Origin of the sequence: Methylovorus sp. MM2 (assembly GCF_001648895.1) — a bacterium.
In the GTDB taxonomy this organism is placed as follows: domain Bacteria; phylum Pseudomonadota; class Gammaproteobacteria; order Burkholderiales; family Methylophilaceae; genus MM1.
This window is the reverse complement of record NZ_LXUF01000001.1, coordinates 1-16,201: the sequence shown is the minus strand read 5'-3', so window position 1 is coordinate 16,201 and position 16,201 is coordinate 1. Positions and strand designations below refer to the sequence as shown.

Below are 16,201 nucleotides of genomic sequence, written 5' to 3'. Positions count from 1 at the left end.
AAAATGTTATGCCCAAATCAGCCGCAAAACATTCGGCAGAATCATTAAAACCATCCCCGCCCCCCTTGCTTCCTGCGGATAGCGAGGACTCTCAACTTACGCTGCGACTTAGGGAATATCTCAAATTCGAGGATATTGCTCTCGTCTGGTCAGCTTACCGTTTCAGTGCTGCCGCGCATGAAGGTCAAATGCGTAAGAGCGGCGAACCCTATATCACACACCCTGTATCTGTTGCCTGCATCCTTGCTGAATTGCATATGGATGTGCCGACCTTGATCGCAGCTTTATTGCATGATGTCGTAGAAGATACTGGCGTTACCAAACAAGAGGTGAGTGAGCAGTTCGGCAAGCAAGTGGCTGAACTGGTTGATGGCCTTTCCAAGCTTGATAAGATCGAATTCCAAAGTGCCACACAGGCGCAAGCGGAGAATTTCCGCAAAATGTTACTTGCGATGTCGCAAGATGTGCGTGTGATTCTCGTCAAGCTGGCGGATCGTCTGCATAACATGAGCACACTGGATGTGATGCGCCCAGAGAAACAACGTACGATCGCACGAGAAACGCTAGAGATCTATGCGCCTATCGCTAATAGATTAGGTCTGAACGCGATCTACCAACAGCTTGAAGATCTGAGCTTCAAGTATCTCTATCCGATGCGCTATGGCGTCATCAGCAAAGCTATTCTAGCTGCACGCGGAAACCGTAAAGAAGTTGTCGGCAAGATTCTCGATTCACTTAAACACCGTCTCGAAGAGATGCATATCGATGCTGATATCACAGGCCGTGAGAAGCACTTATATAGCATCTATAAAAAGATGACAGGCAAGACCGTTACTTTCTCGCAGATCTATGACATCTACGGCTTTCGCGTCATTGTGAAAGATTTGCCGACTTGTTATCTGGCGCTAGGTGTCTTGCACGGATTGTATAAGCCGATTCCCGGTAAGTTCAAGGACTATATCGCGATCCCCAAGGCAAATGGCTATCAGTCTTTGCACACTACACTTTTTGGCCCGTTTGGCACGCCAATAGAAGTACAGATACGTAGCAGCGAGATGCACAATATCGCCGATGCAGGTGTTGCTGCACACTGGCTTTACAAAACCACAGATGCCCACCTGACGGCTTTGCAGCAACAGACGCACCAATGGCTGCAACGTTTGTTGGATATACAAAGTGAGAGCGCTGACTCACTGGAGTTCCTTGAACATTTCAAGGTGGATTTATTCCCCGATGAAGTCTATGTGTTCACGCCTAAAGGCAAGATCATGGCGTTGCCCAAAGGCGCGACAGCGGTCGATTTTGCCTATGCCGTGCATACCGATATCGGTAATCGCTGTGTGGCCGTGAAAATCAATCAGGAATTAGCGCCATTGAGGACGGAGCTGCACAATGGCGATCATGTCGAAATCATTACCGCAGCGCATTCCCACCCCAATCCCGCATGGTTGAACTATGTCGCCTCTGGTAAAGCGCGTGCGCATATTCGACATTTCCTTAAAGCGATGCAGTCCAGTGAGTCTGCCCACTTGGGTGAGCGTATGCTGAATCAGGCTGTGCGTGCTTTGCATGCTGATCCCGCGACGATCAACGATACACATTGGCAGAAACTGCTGCGCGATTACAACGCCAAGAATAAAGAAGAGATTTTGACCGACATCGGGCTTGGTAAACGCCTAAACGTGATGGTGGCGCATCAGTTATTGGCGATGGGTGAAGAACCGTTTGAAGGTCAGGCCAAGCAAAATAATAAGCAGCTTGGCACCATTACCATTCGTGGTTCTGAAGGCATGGCGGTTCAGTTCGCACAGTGTTGCCGTCCTATCCCGGGTGACCCGATCTTAGGATTTATCAATAAAGATAAGGGGCTTGTGATTCATACGCATGATTGCCCTGCCATCCGCAAATTCCGTGTCGACCCGGAAAAATGGCTAGATGTGGAGTGGGATCCTGACAGTAAGCGCTTATTCAAGGTCAACCTTAAGCTTGCGGCGGCTAATCAGCGGGGCATGCTTGCGAAGATTGCAGCGGCTATCGCTGACGCGGGTTCCAATATTGATAACGTGAGTATGGAGTCGGATGACAGCAGCTATACCAACATGCATTTTACGGTGCAGGTCGAGAATCGTGCGCATCTGGCCGAACTAATGCGTCGTCTGCGTAAGATCCCGGACGTCGTGCGTATCAATCGGGTGAAGGGTGCAGGCGCTGAACAAAGAATACAATAATCAGAAGCATTGACCACAATGACTGATCGGGTAAAAAGCCCGACATAAAAATTGAAGAGGAGATTTTATGAGCGAATATTTTCATGAAGGTAATCGGCAATTACAGGATAAATTCGATACAAGGCGACTAGCTGATCGGTTGCAAGCTGGCATCATCCAGCCTTTGATCAGTCCATCTGATGCAGCTTTCATTGAGGCGCAAAATATGTTCTTTCTGGCGACAGTTGATGATAAAGGTCAAGCCAACTGTTCATATAAAGGTGGAGATGTCGGGTTAGTCAAAGTGGTGGATGAAACCACACTTGCTTTTCCTATCTATGATGGTAACGGCATGTTTATGTCAGCGGGTAATGTGCTGGTGAATGGCCAGGTTGGCCTTTTGTTTATAGACTTTAATCGTCAGGCTCGAATTCGCGTCAATGGTGTGGCGACAATTACGCTTGATGATGCGTTGCTTGCAAATTGGCCGGAGGCAAAACTGGTCGTGCGAGTGAAAGTGCGTGAGACTTTTCCTAATTGCCCACGCTATATTCATAAGATGGATATCCTGGAAACATCTGATTTTGTGCCCAAAGTAGCCTGTGAGACACCGGCGGCCCCATGGAAGAGCCTTGAGATTGTCGCAGATGTTCTACCGACGTACGATGAGCACTTGGCCGGGCATGATCAAGATGTACTGGCAGCCATTAACCGTAATTAATTTTTTAAGACTTACTATTATTTAACAGGAACAGAAATGGCAAAAGAGATCATCCATACCGATCATGCACCTAAGGCCATCGGCACGTATTCACAAGCAGTCAAAGTAGATGGCACGGTTTATCTTTCTGGTCAGATCGGTCTTGATCCAGCCAGCATGGAGCTGGTTGATGGCGTAGAAGCGCAGATCCATCGTGTTTTTACCAACCTGAAAGCCGTGGCTGAGGCGTCTGGTGGATCATTGAGCGATGTGGTGAAGTTGAATGTATTTCTAACAGACCTTTCTAATTTTGCGCTGGTGAATAGCATCATGGCGGAATACTTTACTCAGCCATATCCTGCACGCGCGGCTGTGGGTGTTGCGTCTTTGCCGAGAGGTGCTTTAGTCGAGGCTGATGGCGTCATCGTCCTTTAATCATCCCGACCCTAACGAATCAAGATAGTACTGTCCTGAGCAAGCTGGCTGACATCAAGGCGATAACTAAGCCCATGCAAGCCCGCTTGCAAAAGCTGGGTATCACTCATCTACAAGGTCTGCTGCTGCACCTGCCTTTACGATATATCGATGAGACGCGCATCACCCCTATCCGTGCGTTACGTAGTGGTGAGCAGGCACAAGTCGAAGGCGAAATCATTCAAGCCGAAGTCCAATATAAACCTCGTAAGGCGCTCATCTGTCGATTGCAGGATGATACTGGCCAGATCAGTCTGCGCTTTCTGCATTTTTATCCTAGTCAGATCAATGCGCTAAAAGTTGGCGCTCACTTACGCGTACTGGGTGATGTGCGCGGTGGTTTCTTTGGGTGGGAGATGGTGCATCCCCAATATCGGGCAGTGCGGGAGGATGAGCCCGTATTGCAGACACTGACTCCCGTATACCCAACGACGGCTGGTTTAACGCAAGGTACTTTACGAAAATGCATTACATGGGCATTAAGTTATGGAGATCTTGATGAGACGCTCCCGACGTCGACATATGCCAAACTAGGTTTACCTTCTTTTAAAGACGCATTGAATTCCTTACATCATCCTTTGCCCGATGCCGATATGCATGCTTTGGAAGATCGTGCTGCGCCAGCTTGGCGTCGTTTGGCATTTGATGAGTTACTTGCGCAGCAGCTTTCGATGCGTAAGCACCATGCGCGACGGCGACGCGTTGGCGCTCCGGCTTTCAAGCCTTCCAGAACGTTGATCACTGCATTACTAAAAAGTCTGCCATTCGCATTGACCGCAGCCCAGCAAAAGGTCGCGTTGGAGATAGGCCGCGATCTTGAGCAGTCACATCCTATGCAACGTCTTTTGCAAGGCGATGTGGGCAGTGGCAAGACCATCGTTGCTGCGATGGCTGCATTGCAGGCCATTGAAAATGGCTGGCAAGTCGCCATCATGGCCCCTACAGAAATATTGGCCGAACAGCATTATAAAAAGATGCAAAGCTGGCTATCCCCTTTAAATATTGAGGTAGCGTGGCTCTCCGGCAGCCAGAATAAAAAGCAACGCGATGCCGCACTTGAACTCATCGTGAGTGGCAAAGCAAAGTTAGTTGTCGGTACGCATGCTTTATTTCAAGAGCAGGTGATATTCGCCAAACTTGGCCTTGCTATTGTCGATGAGCAACATCGTTTCGGTGTGCAGCAGCGTTTGTCGTTACGGCAAAAAGGGGAAAAGGCAGGCACTATCAAAGAGCCGCATCAGCTTATGATGACGGCGACACCTATCCCGCGAACATTATCCATGAGCTATTACGCTGATCTAGATGTCTCGGTGATCGATGAGTTGCCCCCCGGCCGTAGCCCCTTAGCCACTAGGCTCGTCTCTAATGAACGTCGTGAAGAAGTGCTTGCGCGCGTCCGTGAGGCCTGTATGGAAGGTCGCCAGGCCTATTGGGTTTGCCCGCTGATTGAAGAATCCGAAGCATTGCAGCTGCAAACGGCGATGGATACTTATGAGACTTTGCAGGTTTCTTTTCCTGATCTACGTGTCGGGCTGGTGCATGGGCGCATGAAAGCTTCCGAGAAGCAGGCTGTCATGCAAGAATTCACAGCGGGTGTGATTCAATTACTGGTCGCAACGACAGTGATTGAGGTCGGGGTAGATGTACCCAATGCCAGCTTGATGGTCATTGAGCATGCAGAGCGCATGGGGCTGTCACAGTTACACCAATTGCGCGGGCGCGTTGGGCGTGGTGCCGCAAAAAGTGCGTGCATCCTTTTATATCAAAGTAAGCCTCTCTCAGAGACCGCGCGCGCGCGCCTCAAAATCATCTATGAATCCAATGATGGTTTTGAAATCGCAAAAGCAGATTTGGCGTTACGTGGCCCGGGCGAATTTCTTGGTGTACGGCAAAGTGGTGTGCCGATGTTGAAGATTGCTGATCTTGAGCGCGATGCTGATTTGCTGGAGATAGTGCAAAAACTGGCTGATCGATTACTGAGTGATGATCCCCAAGCTGTGGAAAAGCATTTAGCCAGATGGTTGATGCATGCAGAAGAATTAGTCAAAGTTTAAGGTAGAATCTCAACGTCCAATTCCCGTCTGTCTATCTCACGTTTTGAAAGTTCTCGACCGCTTATCTTCTACCCGGGCAGGATGGCTGAATAAGCCTATCAATAGTGGGCATTATCATCATTGGTTGATTGATGGCGGTTCCTTGACTAGTCGGTTGCAGCGAGCATCGAAAAGATTTGCTGTCAAACCTATTGATGTTCACTACGCAAAGCCTTATGAAGATGAGGTGGCTTTGCTAAACCTTAAAAAATCTAAGTTAGTCTTGGTAAGAGATGTGCATCTTATTTCTAATGGCACTCCAGTCGTCGTCGCGCATAGTATATTGCCGCGCAATAGTATGCGTGGCAGATGGCATGGGCTTGGTAGATTAGGCAATAAACCGCTCGGTGGAGCGCTATTTACCAACCCAAAAGTCATGCGTACGCCACTGGCATATAAAAAGTTATTGCCTCATCATGATCTGTATGCGCTTGTCGCCCAAAGTGTCGATGTCGTACCATCATTCTTGTGGGCACGCCGATCGATCTTCAGATTAAATAAAGCAGTTATTTTAGTGACTGAGATATTTTTGCCGGAGGTTTTAGCATTATGAAACTCGAAACGTTGCTAAAGAAGTTGGATGCTTACGAACGCCTCATGCGGCTGGATAAGCCAATAGGAATCTTGCTATTGCTCTGGCCGACGCTATGGGCATTATGGCTTGCCGGTAACGGCCATCCCAATTGGATAGTCGTCTGTATCTTCGTCATGGGGACGATATTGATGCGCTCGGCCGGTTGCGTGATGAATGATATTGCTGATCGTGATTTTGATGGTCAGGTACAACGCACCAGTCTGCGTCCTTTAGCCACTAAAGAAGTCAGCGTGAAAGAAGCACTGATTCTTGCTGGCGTCTTATCTTTATCTGCTTTTTTGTTTGTGCTGTTTCTTAATAAGCTGACGATCCTACTCTCGTTTGCAGCTTTATTCTTAGCGGCGAGTTATCCTTTTACCAAAAGATTCTTTGCTATTCCCCAAGCCTATCTTGGTATTGCATTCGGTTTTGGCATTCCGATGGCGTATGCAGGGCTGACAGGAACTGTGCCTTTGGTTGCGTGGTTGATGTTGGTCGCCAATATATTCTGGTCGATTGCCTACGATACCGAGTACGCGATGGTTGATAGGGAGGATGACCTGAAGATTGGTATCAAATCCTCAGCGATATTGTTTGGGCGTTATGATGTTGTCGCCATCATGCTGTGTTACGCGGCGATGCTGTTTATACTCACTTATATCGGCATGACCTTAACATTGAATTGGCCTTACTACATCGGCCTGCTTGGTGCGATCGCCATTAGCATCTATCATTATTTCCTGATTAGGCACAGGGAGCGTGCTTCCTGTTTCAAAGCCTTCTTGCATAATAATTGGTTAGGCGCCGTCATATTGTTAGGCTTGGTCGCCAATACATTTGTGCATTAATTCAATATGAAAGATGCATTCAACCCCAGATATCGTTTGACAAACCGTAAACCTATGACATAGAATCGCCCTCTTAATTTTTTCAGCGATTAGTGGTTGTCCGGATGAAGACCTTTTCAGCAAAAACGCATGAAGTAAAGCGTGACTGGTTCGTAGTAGATGCTACGGATTTAGTGCTCGGCCGTTTGGCGAGCGAGATTGCCCACCGTTTGCGTGGCAAGCATAAAACTATTTATACACCGCACGTTGATACGGGCGATTATATTGTTGTAATCAACGCCGACAAAATCAAAGTGACTGGTACTAAAGACTTGAATAAGCTTTACCACCGTCACTCAGGTTACCCAGGTGGTATCTCAACAACGACATTTGGCAAGATGCAAGAACGTTTTCCAGGTCGCGCGCTTGAGAAAGCTGTAAAGGGCATGTTACCAAAAGGTCCTTTGGGCTATGCAATGTTCCGCAAATTGAAAGTTTACGCTGGTGCCAAGCATGATCATGCTGCACAACAGCCTCAACCTTTGGCTCTTCCAAGCCAAGCGTAAGGATTAAACAATGATTGGTAAATATAATTATGGTACTGGCCGTCGTAAAAGCTCGACAGCCCGTGTTTTCCTGAAATCTGGCAAAGGCAATATCGTGATCAACGATAAGCCAGCTGATGAATATTTCTCACGCGTGACTTCACGCATGATTTTGCGTCAGCCATTAGAATTGACCGACAACGTAAGTAGCTTTGACATTCTGGTTAACGTCAACGGTGGTGGTGAATCTGGCCAAGCTGGTGCAGTGCGTCACGGTATCACACGTGCCCTGATTGACTATGATGCTGCGCTGAAGAGTGCATTGTCTAAAGCTGGTTTCGTTACTCGCGATGCACGCGAAGTTGAACGTAAGAAAGTCGGCCTACGTAAAGCACGTCGTCGTAAACAGTTCTCCAAGCGCTAAGCTTAAGCTGTATGCAATATCAAAAAGCCGCACTTGTTGCGGCTTTTTGCATTTCAGCTTAATCGCAATGTGCCGTAAATGAGTTTGTTCTTTAATGCTTCATTTTGAATCAGTCTCAAGCTTTGATAACATGGAATGCTTAACTAGACTGATCAAGCACTAAAAAGAAATATCATTATGCAAACAAAAAAAGTAAAAGTCGGTATCGTTGGTGGCACAGGGTATACCGGTGTCGAGTTATTAAGATTATTAGCCATTCATCCGAATGTAGACATCACTGCGATCACTTCCCGTGGTGAAGCCGGGCTGCCTGTAGCAGATATGTTCCCGAGCTTGCGTGGCTATATCGGTCTGAGTTTTGTCGATCCTGCACAAACAGATCTGAGTACCTGTGATGTGGTCTTTTTTGCGACACCTAACGGAATCGCCATGCAACAGACCCGTGATCTCATCGCCAAAGGCGTCAGGGTGATCGATCTTGCGGCAGACTTCCGTATCCAGGATGTGACGGTTTGGGAGAAATGGTATGGCATGACGCATGCTTGCCCGGAACTCATTACAGAAGCGGTATATGGTTTGCCTGAATTGAATCGTGAGCAGATAAAGTCTGCGCAGCTAGTTGCTAATCCTGGATGCTATCCAACGGCTGTGCAATTAGGATTTATGCCATTGCTCGAAGCTGGCGTCGTAGATGAGAGTTACTTGATTGCTGATGCGAAGTCGGGTGTGAGCGGTGCTGGCCGTAAGGCAGAGGTACATAGCCTGTTTGCAGAGGCTGGGGACAACTTTAAGGCATATGGAGTATCAGGCCATAGACATTTGCCAGAAATCAGCCAGGGGCTCACTATGATGGCTAAGAAGGCCATTGGTTTGACCTTTGTTCCGCATTTGACACCATTGATTCGTGGGATCCATGCGACGCTCTATGCAAAGCTGAATAAAGATGTCGATTTGCAGCAGTTATTCGAGTCCCGTTATGCGAATGAACGTTTTGTGGATGTATTGCCTAATGGTTCTCATCCTGAGACTCGGTCAGTGAGAGGGTCTAACCAATGTCGTATTGCCGTGCATAGGCCGCAAGGTGGTGATACTGTGGTGGTCTTGTCCGTGATCGACAACTTGGTGAAAGGTGCTGCAGGACAGGCAGTGCAGAATCTCAATATCATGTTTGGCCTGCCGGAGAATACCGGTCTGGAAGTCGTGCCGCTTTTACCATAAGGTTGATATCAAGGTATGCGAAGAGTAGCCCGAGGGTTTAAGCGTCACTTTGGAGTCACTGCAAAACATGTTGCAGTGCGCTCTCAACGGCCTTGGTATTGGTCTATCTTAATGGGCATCTTGCTACTGGCTCTTGGCTTTGTGTGCGGTAGCTGGCGATATTCAGCAGATGAGGTTGCCAAGCTTACCCGCCATTTTGGCGAGGCTGAGAGTGAGAATCAGCAGTTGCGTGCCAAAGTAGTACATGCTGAGCGTCAATTGCAGGTTGAGCGCGCTGCGCAAAGCAATTTAACCAAAGAGCTTGCACAGTTACAGGATGAGGATGTCAGGTTGAAGGAAGACCTCGCCTTTTACCAGAATATACTCAATGAAAAAGCAGTGATTGGCGAATTGAAGCTCCAAAGCTTCAAATTGAATAAGGCCGCACAAGCTAATCAATATGAATACCATATTATGCTGGTGCAATCAGGCAAGCATGACGCTTTTGTTAAAGGTAGTATGAAGCTGGCGCTCAATACTATACAAGGCGGAAAGATCATAACGTTACCGCTGACGGGAGAAGGTGCTAATTCAGTGGAGATCATCGTGAATTTTAAATATTTTCAGCGGATCGATGGCGTTTTCACATTACCTTCAGATATTCAAAAAGGGGTAGTAGAAGCAAACTTTTTTGAGAGTGGTGTTAGTCAACCCAGAATCTCTCAGAAAACTGACCTGCCAACTTGATGGTGCCGTAGATATATAACATAGTAAATATATAGTGCAGTTGATATAGCGAAGAGGAAGATATGTTTGCAAAGAACAACCCAAACAAAGCACAGAACCGAATCGATACACTGATTGGTGAAGAAACCAAAATTGATGGTGATATTAATTTTACTGGTGGATTACGCATCGATGGGAGCATTCGTGGCAATGTGACCGAAAGCTCGTCGACAGCCAGCACGCTGGTTTTGAGCGAAAGTGCGCATATCGAAGGTGCGGTCACCGTCTCCCATGTCGTGGTCAATGGCAAGATAAAAGGGCCGGTACGTGCTAATGAATATATTGAACTACAGACAAAATCCAGGGTCGTTGGAGATGTGTATTATAAATCTTTAGAGATGCATACAGGTGCCGTAGTTGAGGGTAAATTGATTTATCTTGGCGAAGGTGCTGTCGAGTCACATCCTGCTTTGCTTGTTGATAAAGATTGACCACGCACTTTGTGCGCAGGATAATGATTCAAATTAGGAATTTAAGGAGCTAGAAATGAACGCTATTACCGAAATGCCCAGCCCATTAGTCTTTACTGATAATGCAGCAAAAAAGGTAAAAGAGCTGATTGAAGAAGAAGGATCGCCAGATCTTAAGCTACGTGTATTCGTCAGCGGCGGCGGTTGCTCCGGCTTCCAATACGGTTTTACTTTCGAAGAGATCGTGAATGAAGACGATACGCAAGTGCAGAAAGATGAAGTGACCTTATTGATCGATCCGATGAGTCTGCAGTATTTAATGGGTGCCGAGATCGACTATCAGGATAGCCTGCAAGGCTCTCAATTCGTGATTCGTAACCCGAATGCGACGAGCACCTGTGGTTGTGGATCATCATTTTCAGCATAGATCATTCGATCTTCAAAAAATAAAGGGGCACACAGCCCCTTTATTTTTTTGATCAACACTATTGTGGCGCAAAGGCAACCATGGATTTATGGCAGATTAGCGCTTATCAAGAGTAACAAAAGCCCGACGTATCTCGCCTGTATATAGCTGACGTGGGCGTCCTATCTTGGCTTCAGGATCAGATATCATCTCATTCCACTGCGCGGCCCAACCAACTGTACGTGCCAGTGCGAAGATTGCAGTGAACATATTGGTTGGAACTCCCATTGCACGTAACACGATGCCTGAGTAGAAATCGACGTTAGGGTAGAGGCGCTTGCTAATGAAGTATTCATCTTCGAGTGCGATTCTTTCCAGCTCCATCGCCACCTTGAATAATGGGTCATCGCCTAAACCCAACTCTTCCAGAACTTCATGACATGTCTGGCGCATCATGGTGGCGCGTGGGTCTATATTTTTATACACACGGTGACCGAAGCCCATGAGGCGGAAGCTATCGCTCTTATCTTTGGCGCGTTCGATGAATTTACCGATATTCGAGATGTCGCCAATCTCTTCCAACATCTTGAGTACGGCTTCATTTGCACCGCCATGTGCTGGACCCCACAAAGACGCGATACCTGCTGCGATACAGGCGAATGGATTTGCGCCACTTGAGCCAGCTAGTCTAACTGTGGAGGTCGATGCATTTTGCTCATGATCTGCGTGCAGGATCAATATGCGGTCCAATGCCTTAGCCAAGATGGGGTTGGGCGTATAGTCTTCACAGGGGTTTGCGAACATCATATGCATGAAGTTCTCAGCATAGTTAAAGTTGTTGCGCGGATACATGAAGGGCTGACCCATATTGTACTTATAGCTCCAAGCCGCCACAGTCGGTACTTTGGCAATCAGGCGATAAGCCAACATCTCCCTGCTGTCTGAATCGCGGATATCCATGGCATCGTGGTAGAACGCTGACATCGAGCCGATGACGCCTACCATAACCGCCATCGGGTGCGCATCGCGCCTGAATCCACGGAAAAGATTGGTCATTTGATCATGCACCATAGTGTGTTTGGTGATGGTCTCAGTAAAGCTCTTTTTTTGATCGCTATTTGGCAATTCACCATGGATGAGTAAATAAGATACTTCCATGAAGTCACAGTGTTGAGCCAACTGTTCTATCGGGTAGCCGCGATAATAAAGCAGGCCTTCATCACCATCGATAAACGTGATGGCCGAGCTGCAAGAGGCGGTCGATAGAAAACCTGGATCATAGGTAAAGATGCCGTGTTTACCAAGATTGCGGATATCGATTACATCGGGGCCAAGCTTCCCTGAAAGTATTGGCAGTTCAATGGGCGCTAAATCATTATCGAAAGTAAGTGTGACTTTTGTAGGTTTTTTCATAAATTATTCAGATTATTTTATTTAAGCAAAATGCGTTGCAGACTTGATTCTAACAAGCATAAATCGCACCTAGTATGCGTAGACCTTTTGCGCCTGTCACTTCAGGCAGGTTGCCTGGCTGTTGATTAAAGCACTGCTTGGCTAGCCAAGCAAAAGCGGTTGCCTCTACCCAATTGATGCCGATGCCTAATTCATCGCTCAGCTGGATTTTTATATCTGGCAATAATTGCTGTAAGCGCTGAAAAAGTGCATGGTTGTGTGCACCGCCCCCGCAAAGATACATTTCCTCTATTGTGCCGCAATATTTATGTGTAGCCAATGCAATGCTGGCGGCACTTAACTCAAGTAATGTGCGCTGCACATCTTCAGGCAGATATCTTGGATCGAGATATGTTTCCAGCCAAGCCAGATTGAACGTGTCGCGACCGGTGCTTTTGGGGGGTAACTCATCAAAATACGGATGGACGATCAACTTATCGAATAACTCATGGATGAGGATGCCACTAAGTGCCCAATTGCCGTCTTCATCGTAGCGTTTATCGAGATGTTTTTCAATCCAGCTATCCATCAACATGTTGCCAGGTCCAGAGTCGAAGCCGATGATCTTTCCATCTATCGGCAGGCTTGTTAGATTGGCGATGCCGCCGATATTCACAATGACGCGATTGATACTGGGATCAGCGAAAACACCTTGATGAAATGCTGGTACGAGCGGCGCCCCTTGCCCACCGGCCGCGATATCACGACTACGAAAATCTGCGATGACTGTGATCTCTGTGAGCTCGGCCAGCAATGCAGGATTGCCTATCTGCAAAGTAAAGCCTAATTCCGGGCGGTGGCGTAAAGTCTGGCCATGACAGCCAATGGCGGTAATATCTCGCGGTTGTAGCTTCGCAGCACTTAATAGTTGCTGGACCGCTTCGGCATATAGATAAGATAACTGGTTGGAAATTAAGGCAGTGCGTTCCAGCTCATTGTCACTTGCCATATGTAGCGCCATAAGTTCAGAACGTAACGCTGATGGATATGGTAATGCGCAGGTATTCAGGACTTGGCAGGATTGTCCGGCAAACTCAACGATGACTGCATCAACCCCATCAAGGCTTGTGCCGGACATCAAGCCTATGAATAACTCACGCTTCACTGCGGTGAGATATCACTCTAGCAAAGCAAGGTTGCTCTTGCTTAGCAGTTGAAGTTGCGAAACCAGATTTGCGCTATGCTCGACAAATGCTGCTTTGTACTTAGGTGCGATAGGAATTGCATTTGGCAAAGCGACCTTGAGCGGATCGCGGTTTTCACCATTGATCATGAATTCATAATGTAGATGCGGGCCAGTGGCTAAGCCCGTCATGCCAACATAACCTATTAAATTACCCTGAGATACTTTCATACCTTTGCGAACATTGGCTGCAAATCTTGAAAGATGTCCATATTTAGTACTGATGCCGTTGAGGTGCTGAATGATGACAACATTGCCATAACCATTCATTACCCCGGCAAACGACACTACGCCATCCGCGGGCGCTTTAACGCCTGTGCCAATCGGCGCTGCGAAGTCGGTACCTTTGTGTGCACGAATTGTATTCAGAATAGGGTGCAGGCGCCCTAAGCTAAAACCTGAGCTAATACGTGTAAATTCTAGCGGAGAGCGTAAGAATGACTTATGCAGGTTTTTACCATCTGGTGTGTAGTAGCTTACTTGGCCTTCAGGGTTGCGATACATGACCGCACGGTAGGTTTTGCCTTGGTTAACGAATTCGGCTGCTAATACTTGGCCAGTTCTGACTAGTTCACCATTGCTATAGCTTGCCTCATATACAACAACGAAATGATCGTCGCGGCGTAAGTCGGTATGAAAGTCGATATCAGATGAAAAGATGTCTGCCATCTGTATGGCGATCTGGTCAGGAATGCCAGCAGCATCGGTCGCACCGAAAAGTGAGCTTCTAATGACGGCTGATTTCAAGACGCTATGCGTTTCAAGCTTATTGGCCTGCATCTGCGCGCGATAACCTGACTCAATGCGATCTACACTCAATACAGAATTTGCATCTACTTGATATTGTAGTTTGAGTAGATCACCGTCTTGGTTGGTTTGTGCCTGAATTGAGCGGCCTGGGCGCAGTTGCGATGAAAACGCGCGCGCATCTGGGCTGTTACGTAAAAAGCTGATCGCTTCTGAGTTCCGAATATTTAATCGTGAGAGCAAACTTGCCAGCGTGTCATCACGGCGTACTTGATCTGTTTGCCAGAAACTTTCATTTTGCACAGCGGATAGATCAAACGGCGCATCTATTTGTGGAAGTGCAACTGACTCAATAATCGTCGAGACTGGAATATCCTGCGTGATGGTTTGAGGAGCAATACCAAAAGCTGTGAAAATACCGAAAAGCGGAATACTTGAAATTGCAATTAACCAACGGATACGTAGCTTACGTGCTTTAAATGCTAGGTTTTGCGTTAAAATGCGGTGTTTATAGCTCGACTTTTCAGAACTAAGCTCGCTTTGCTGCGGCGATGAAGGCTGCATTGGCGCTATCTCAAATACATAAATGAGAGAGCATGCTAACAGAAAAAAATCGTATGGTGAAGGCGCAGCTAAAATAGGTGACACATATTGTTATGATCCCGTTGGATACACAGTTAGCAACCATCAAGCGTGGTAGCGATGAGCTATTAATAGAGCAGGAATTAATAGAGAAATTAAAGACAGGCAAGCCGCTGAGGGTAAAAGCGGGCTTTGATCCTACTGCGCCAGATTTGCATTTAGGCCATACAGTCTTACTTAATAAGCTGCGTCAATTTCAGGATTTGGGGCATCACGTGCTTTTCCTCATCGGTGATTTCACTGGCATGATTGGTGACCCAACTGGTAAGAGTGCGACGCGCCCGCCTTTGACTGAGGCTCAGGTGCAAGAGAATGCCAAGTCTTATGCTGATCAAGTGTTCAAGATATTAAAACCTGAACAAACAGAAGTAGTCTTCAACTCTCAGTGGTTGACCAATCTGGGCGCTGCCGGCATGTTAAAGCTTGCAGCCAGCCATACTGTCGCTCGCATGCTTGAGCGTGATGATTTTAGTAAGCGCTATAAAAGTAATCAGCCAATCGCTATCCATGAGTTTCTATACCCGTTACTACAAGGCTATGACTCTGTTGCTTTAAAGGCGGATGTCGAACTTGGCGGTACCGACCAGAAATTCAACTTGCTGATGGGGCGTGAATTGCAAAAGCAGGCAGGCCAAAGTCAGCAGTGTGTGTTGACTATGCCACTACTTGAGGGTCTGGATGGCGTTAATAAGATGTCTAAATCTTTAGGCAACTATATAGGGGTCGCTGAACCTGCTAACGACATCTTCAGCAAACTCATGTCGATCTCAGATGAATTGATGTGGCGTTATATAGAGCTGCTATCTTTCGAATCGATTGAAGCCATCGCGCTTTGGAAGCAAACGGTAAACACGGGCGGTAATCCGCGCGACGTTAAAGTGCGCTTTGCTCAGGAGATCGTTGCCCGCTTCCATTCACATGCGGCTGCAGGGCAAGCATTGGAAAATTTCGAGCTACGTTCAAAAGGTGGAATCCCTGATGAAGTCCCGGAGATAGAGATCGTCTTATCACAAGGCCATATATCCATTAGTCAGCTACTAAAGCAGGCTAATCTGGTTGCCAGCACTTCTGAAGCCATGCGTATGATCGAACAGGGCGGCGTGAGGCTGGATGGCGAGAAAGTCGAAGACAAGGGATTATCTGTTGCAAAGAACACCTCTGTTGTCGCGCAAGTCGGTAAGCGTAAATTCGCGCGAATCCACCTCAAATAGCAATTAATTAAAAGAATTTCACAAAAGCCTATTGACGGTTTCTCTGACACCTGTAAAATGCGCGCCTCGCTTAAGTAATACGCGGCGAGCAAGGATGCAGCAGAGAAATAAAAGTTTCACATTTCTCTTGACCGATACGATGCGGCCTGTATAATGCGCACCTCTTGTTACGAAGCGTAGCGAGAAACGAATTACCCGCTCTTTAACAAACTGGACAATCGATAGGTGTGAGTGCTTATGGATTGGGTGAAATTGGCTTAGATGGACGAGCTGCCTGACTTTGGTTGGGATGTGCGAAATCTTTGATTTAAGTTGATACTCAA

At 47.2% G+C, this 16,201-nt stretch carries 17 protein-coding genes; 13 read left to right on the top strand and 4 right to left on the bottom strand.

What is annotated here, in order from left to right:
- The first annotated feature begins 8 nt into the window (after window positions 1-8).
- From A7981_RS00080 to erpA, 12 genes are all read left to right on the top strand, one after another.
- Complete coding sequence (locus A7981_RS00080) at window positions 9-2,228, top strand: bifunctional (p)ppGpp synthetase/guanosine-3',5'-bis(diphosphate) 3'-pyrophosphohydrolase (RefSeq protein ID WP_067262294.1); 2,220 nt, start codon at window positions 9-11, stop codon at window positions 2,226-2,228.
- A gap of 67 nt (window positions 2,229-2,295) precedes the next feature.
- Window positions 2,296-2,928 (top strand): pyridoxamine 5'-phosphate oxidase family protein, encoded by a 633-nt coding sequence (locus A7981_RS00075; protein WP_067262292.1) that lies wholly within the window; start codon window positions 2,296-2,298, stop codon window positions 2,926-2,928.
- A 36-nt stretch (window positions 2,929-2,964) separates the two neighbouring features.
- On the top strand, window positions 2,965-3,342 hold the full coding sequence (locus A7981_RS00070) for a RidA family protein (RefSeq protein ID WP_067262288.1): 378 nt from the start codon (window positions 2,965-2,967) through the stop codon (window positions 3,340-3,342).
- Window positions 3,343-3,344: 2 nt separating this feature from the next.
- Window positions 3,345-5,435: an ATP-dependent DNA helicase RecG gene (gene recG, locus A7981_RS00065; RefSeq protein WP_067262285.1), complete on the top strand. Its 2,091-nt coding sequence runs from the start codon at window positions 3,345-3,347 to the stop codon at window positions 5,433-5,435.
- A 43-nt stretch (window positions 5,436-5,478) separates the two neighbouring features.
- Window positions 5,479-6,027 (top strand): chorismate lyase, encoded by a 549-nt coding sequence (locus A7981_RS00060; RefSeq protein WP_067262282.1) that lies wholly within the window; start codon window positions 5,479-5,481, stop codon window positions 6,025-6,027.
- Window positions 6,024-6,896: a 4-hydroxybenzoate octaprenyltransferase gene (gene ubiA, locus A7981_RS00055; protein WP_067262279.1), complete on the top strand. Its 873-nt coding sequence runs from the start codon at window positions 6,024-6,026 to the stop codon at window positions 6,894-6,896. Before A7981_RS00060 ends, ubiA begins: the two co-directional genes overlap by 4 nt.
- Window positions 6,897-7,000: 104 nt before the next feature.
- A complete protein-coding gene (rplM, locus tag A7981_RS00050) occupies window positions 7,001-7,441 on the top strand; it encodes a 50S ribosomal protein L13 (protein ID WP_067262277.1) in 441 nt (146 codons plus the stop codon).
- Between the two features lie 10 nt (window positions 7,442-7,451).
- Entirely contained in the window at window positions 7,452-7,844 is a 393-nt protein-coding gene (gene rpsI, locus A7981_RS00045; RefSeq protein WP_067262276.1) for a 30S ribosomal protein S9, read from the top strand.
- A 177-nt stretch (window positions 7,845-8,021) separates the two neighbouring features.
- Window positions 8,022-9,062: an N-acetyl-gamma-glutamyl-phosphate reductase gene (gene argC / locus A7981_RS00040; RefSeq protein WP_067262273.1), complete on the top strand. Its 1,041-nt coding sequence runs from the start codon at window positions 8,022-8,024 to the stop codon at window positions 9,060-9,062.
- Window positions 9,063-9,077: 15 nt separating this feature from the next.
- A complete protein-coding gene (locus A7981_RS00035; protein ID WP_067262270.1) occupies window positions 9,078-9,788 on the top strand; it encodes a DUF6776 family protein in 711 nt (236 codons plus the stop codon).
- Between the two features lie 62 nt (window positions 9,789-9,850).
- Window positions 9,851-10,258 (top strand): polymer-forming cytoskeletal protein, encoded by a 408-nt coding sequence (locus A7981_RS00030; RefSeq protein WP_067262269.1) that lies wholly within the window; start codon window positions 9,851-9,853, stop codon window positions 10,256-10,258.
- Between the two features lie 55 nt (window positions 10,259-10,313).
- Complete coding sequence (erpA, locus tag A7981_RS00025) at window positions 10,314-10,664, top strand: iron-sulfur cluster insertion protein ErpA (RefSeq protein WP_067262266.1); 351 nt, start codon at window positions 10,314-10,316, stop codon at window positions 10,662-10,664.
- Window positions 10,665-10,760: 96 nt separating this feature from the next.
- Here the strand turns inward: erpA and gltA are convergent, their stop codons facing one another.
- From gltA to A7981_RS00010, 3 genes are read right to left on the bottom strand one after another with little or no spacing between them, the layout of a single operon-like run.
- Window positions 10,761-12,056 (bottom strand): citrate synthase, encoded by a 1,296-nt coding sequence (gene gltA / locus A7981_RS00020; RefSeq protein ID WP_067262264.1) that lies wholly within the window; start codon window positions 12,054-12,056, stop codon window positions 10,761-10,763.
- A gap of 49 nt (window positions 12,057-12,105) precedes the next feature.
- Entirely contained in the window at window positions 12,106-13,200 is a 1,095-nt protein-coding gene (locus A7981_RS00015; protein WP_088178017.1) for an anhydro-N-acetylmuramic acid kinase, read from the bottom strand.
- A 12-nt stretch (window positions 13,201-13,212) separates the two neighbouring features.
- Window positions 13,213-14,589 carry a M23 family metallopeptidase gene (locus tag A7981_RS00010; RefSeq protein WP_067262248.1) on the bottom strand — a complete coding sequence of 459 codons (1,377 nt, stop codon included), beginning with the start codon at window positions 14,587-14,589 and terminating at the stop codon, window positions 13,213-13,215.
- Between the two features lie 92 nt (window positions 14,590-14,681).
- On the opposite strand from A7981_RS00010, the gene tyrS reads away from it, so the two are divergent.
- The gene (gene tyrS, locus A7981_RS00005; protein ID WP_067262245.1) at window positions 14,682-15,878 is read left to right on the top strand and encodes a tyrosine--tRNA ligase; all 1,197 of its coding nucleotides are present in this window, start codon (window positions 14,682-14,684) and stop codon (window positions 15,876-15,878) included.
- A gap of 18 nt (window positions 15,879-15,896) precedes the next feature.
- On the opposite strand, the gene A7981_RS12185 is transcribed toward tyrS, so the two are convergent.
- Window positions 15,897-16,201 (bottom strand): hypothetical protein (locus A7981_RS12185; RefSeq protein WP_217234040.1); only part of this gene is annotated, 305 nt, incomplete at its 5' end.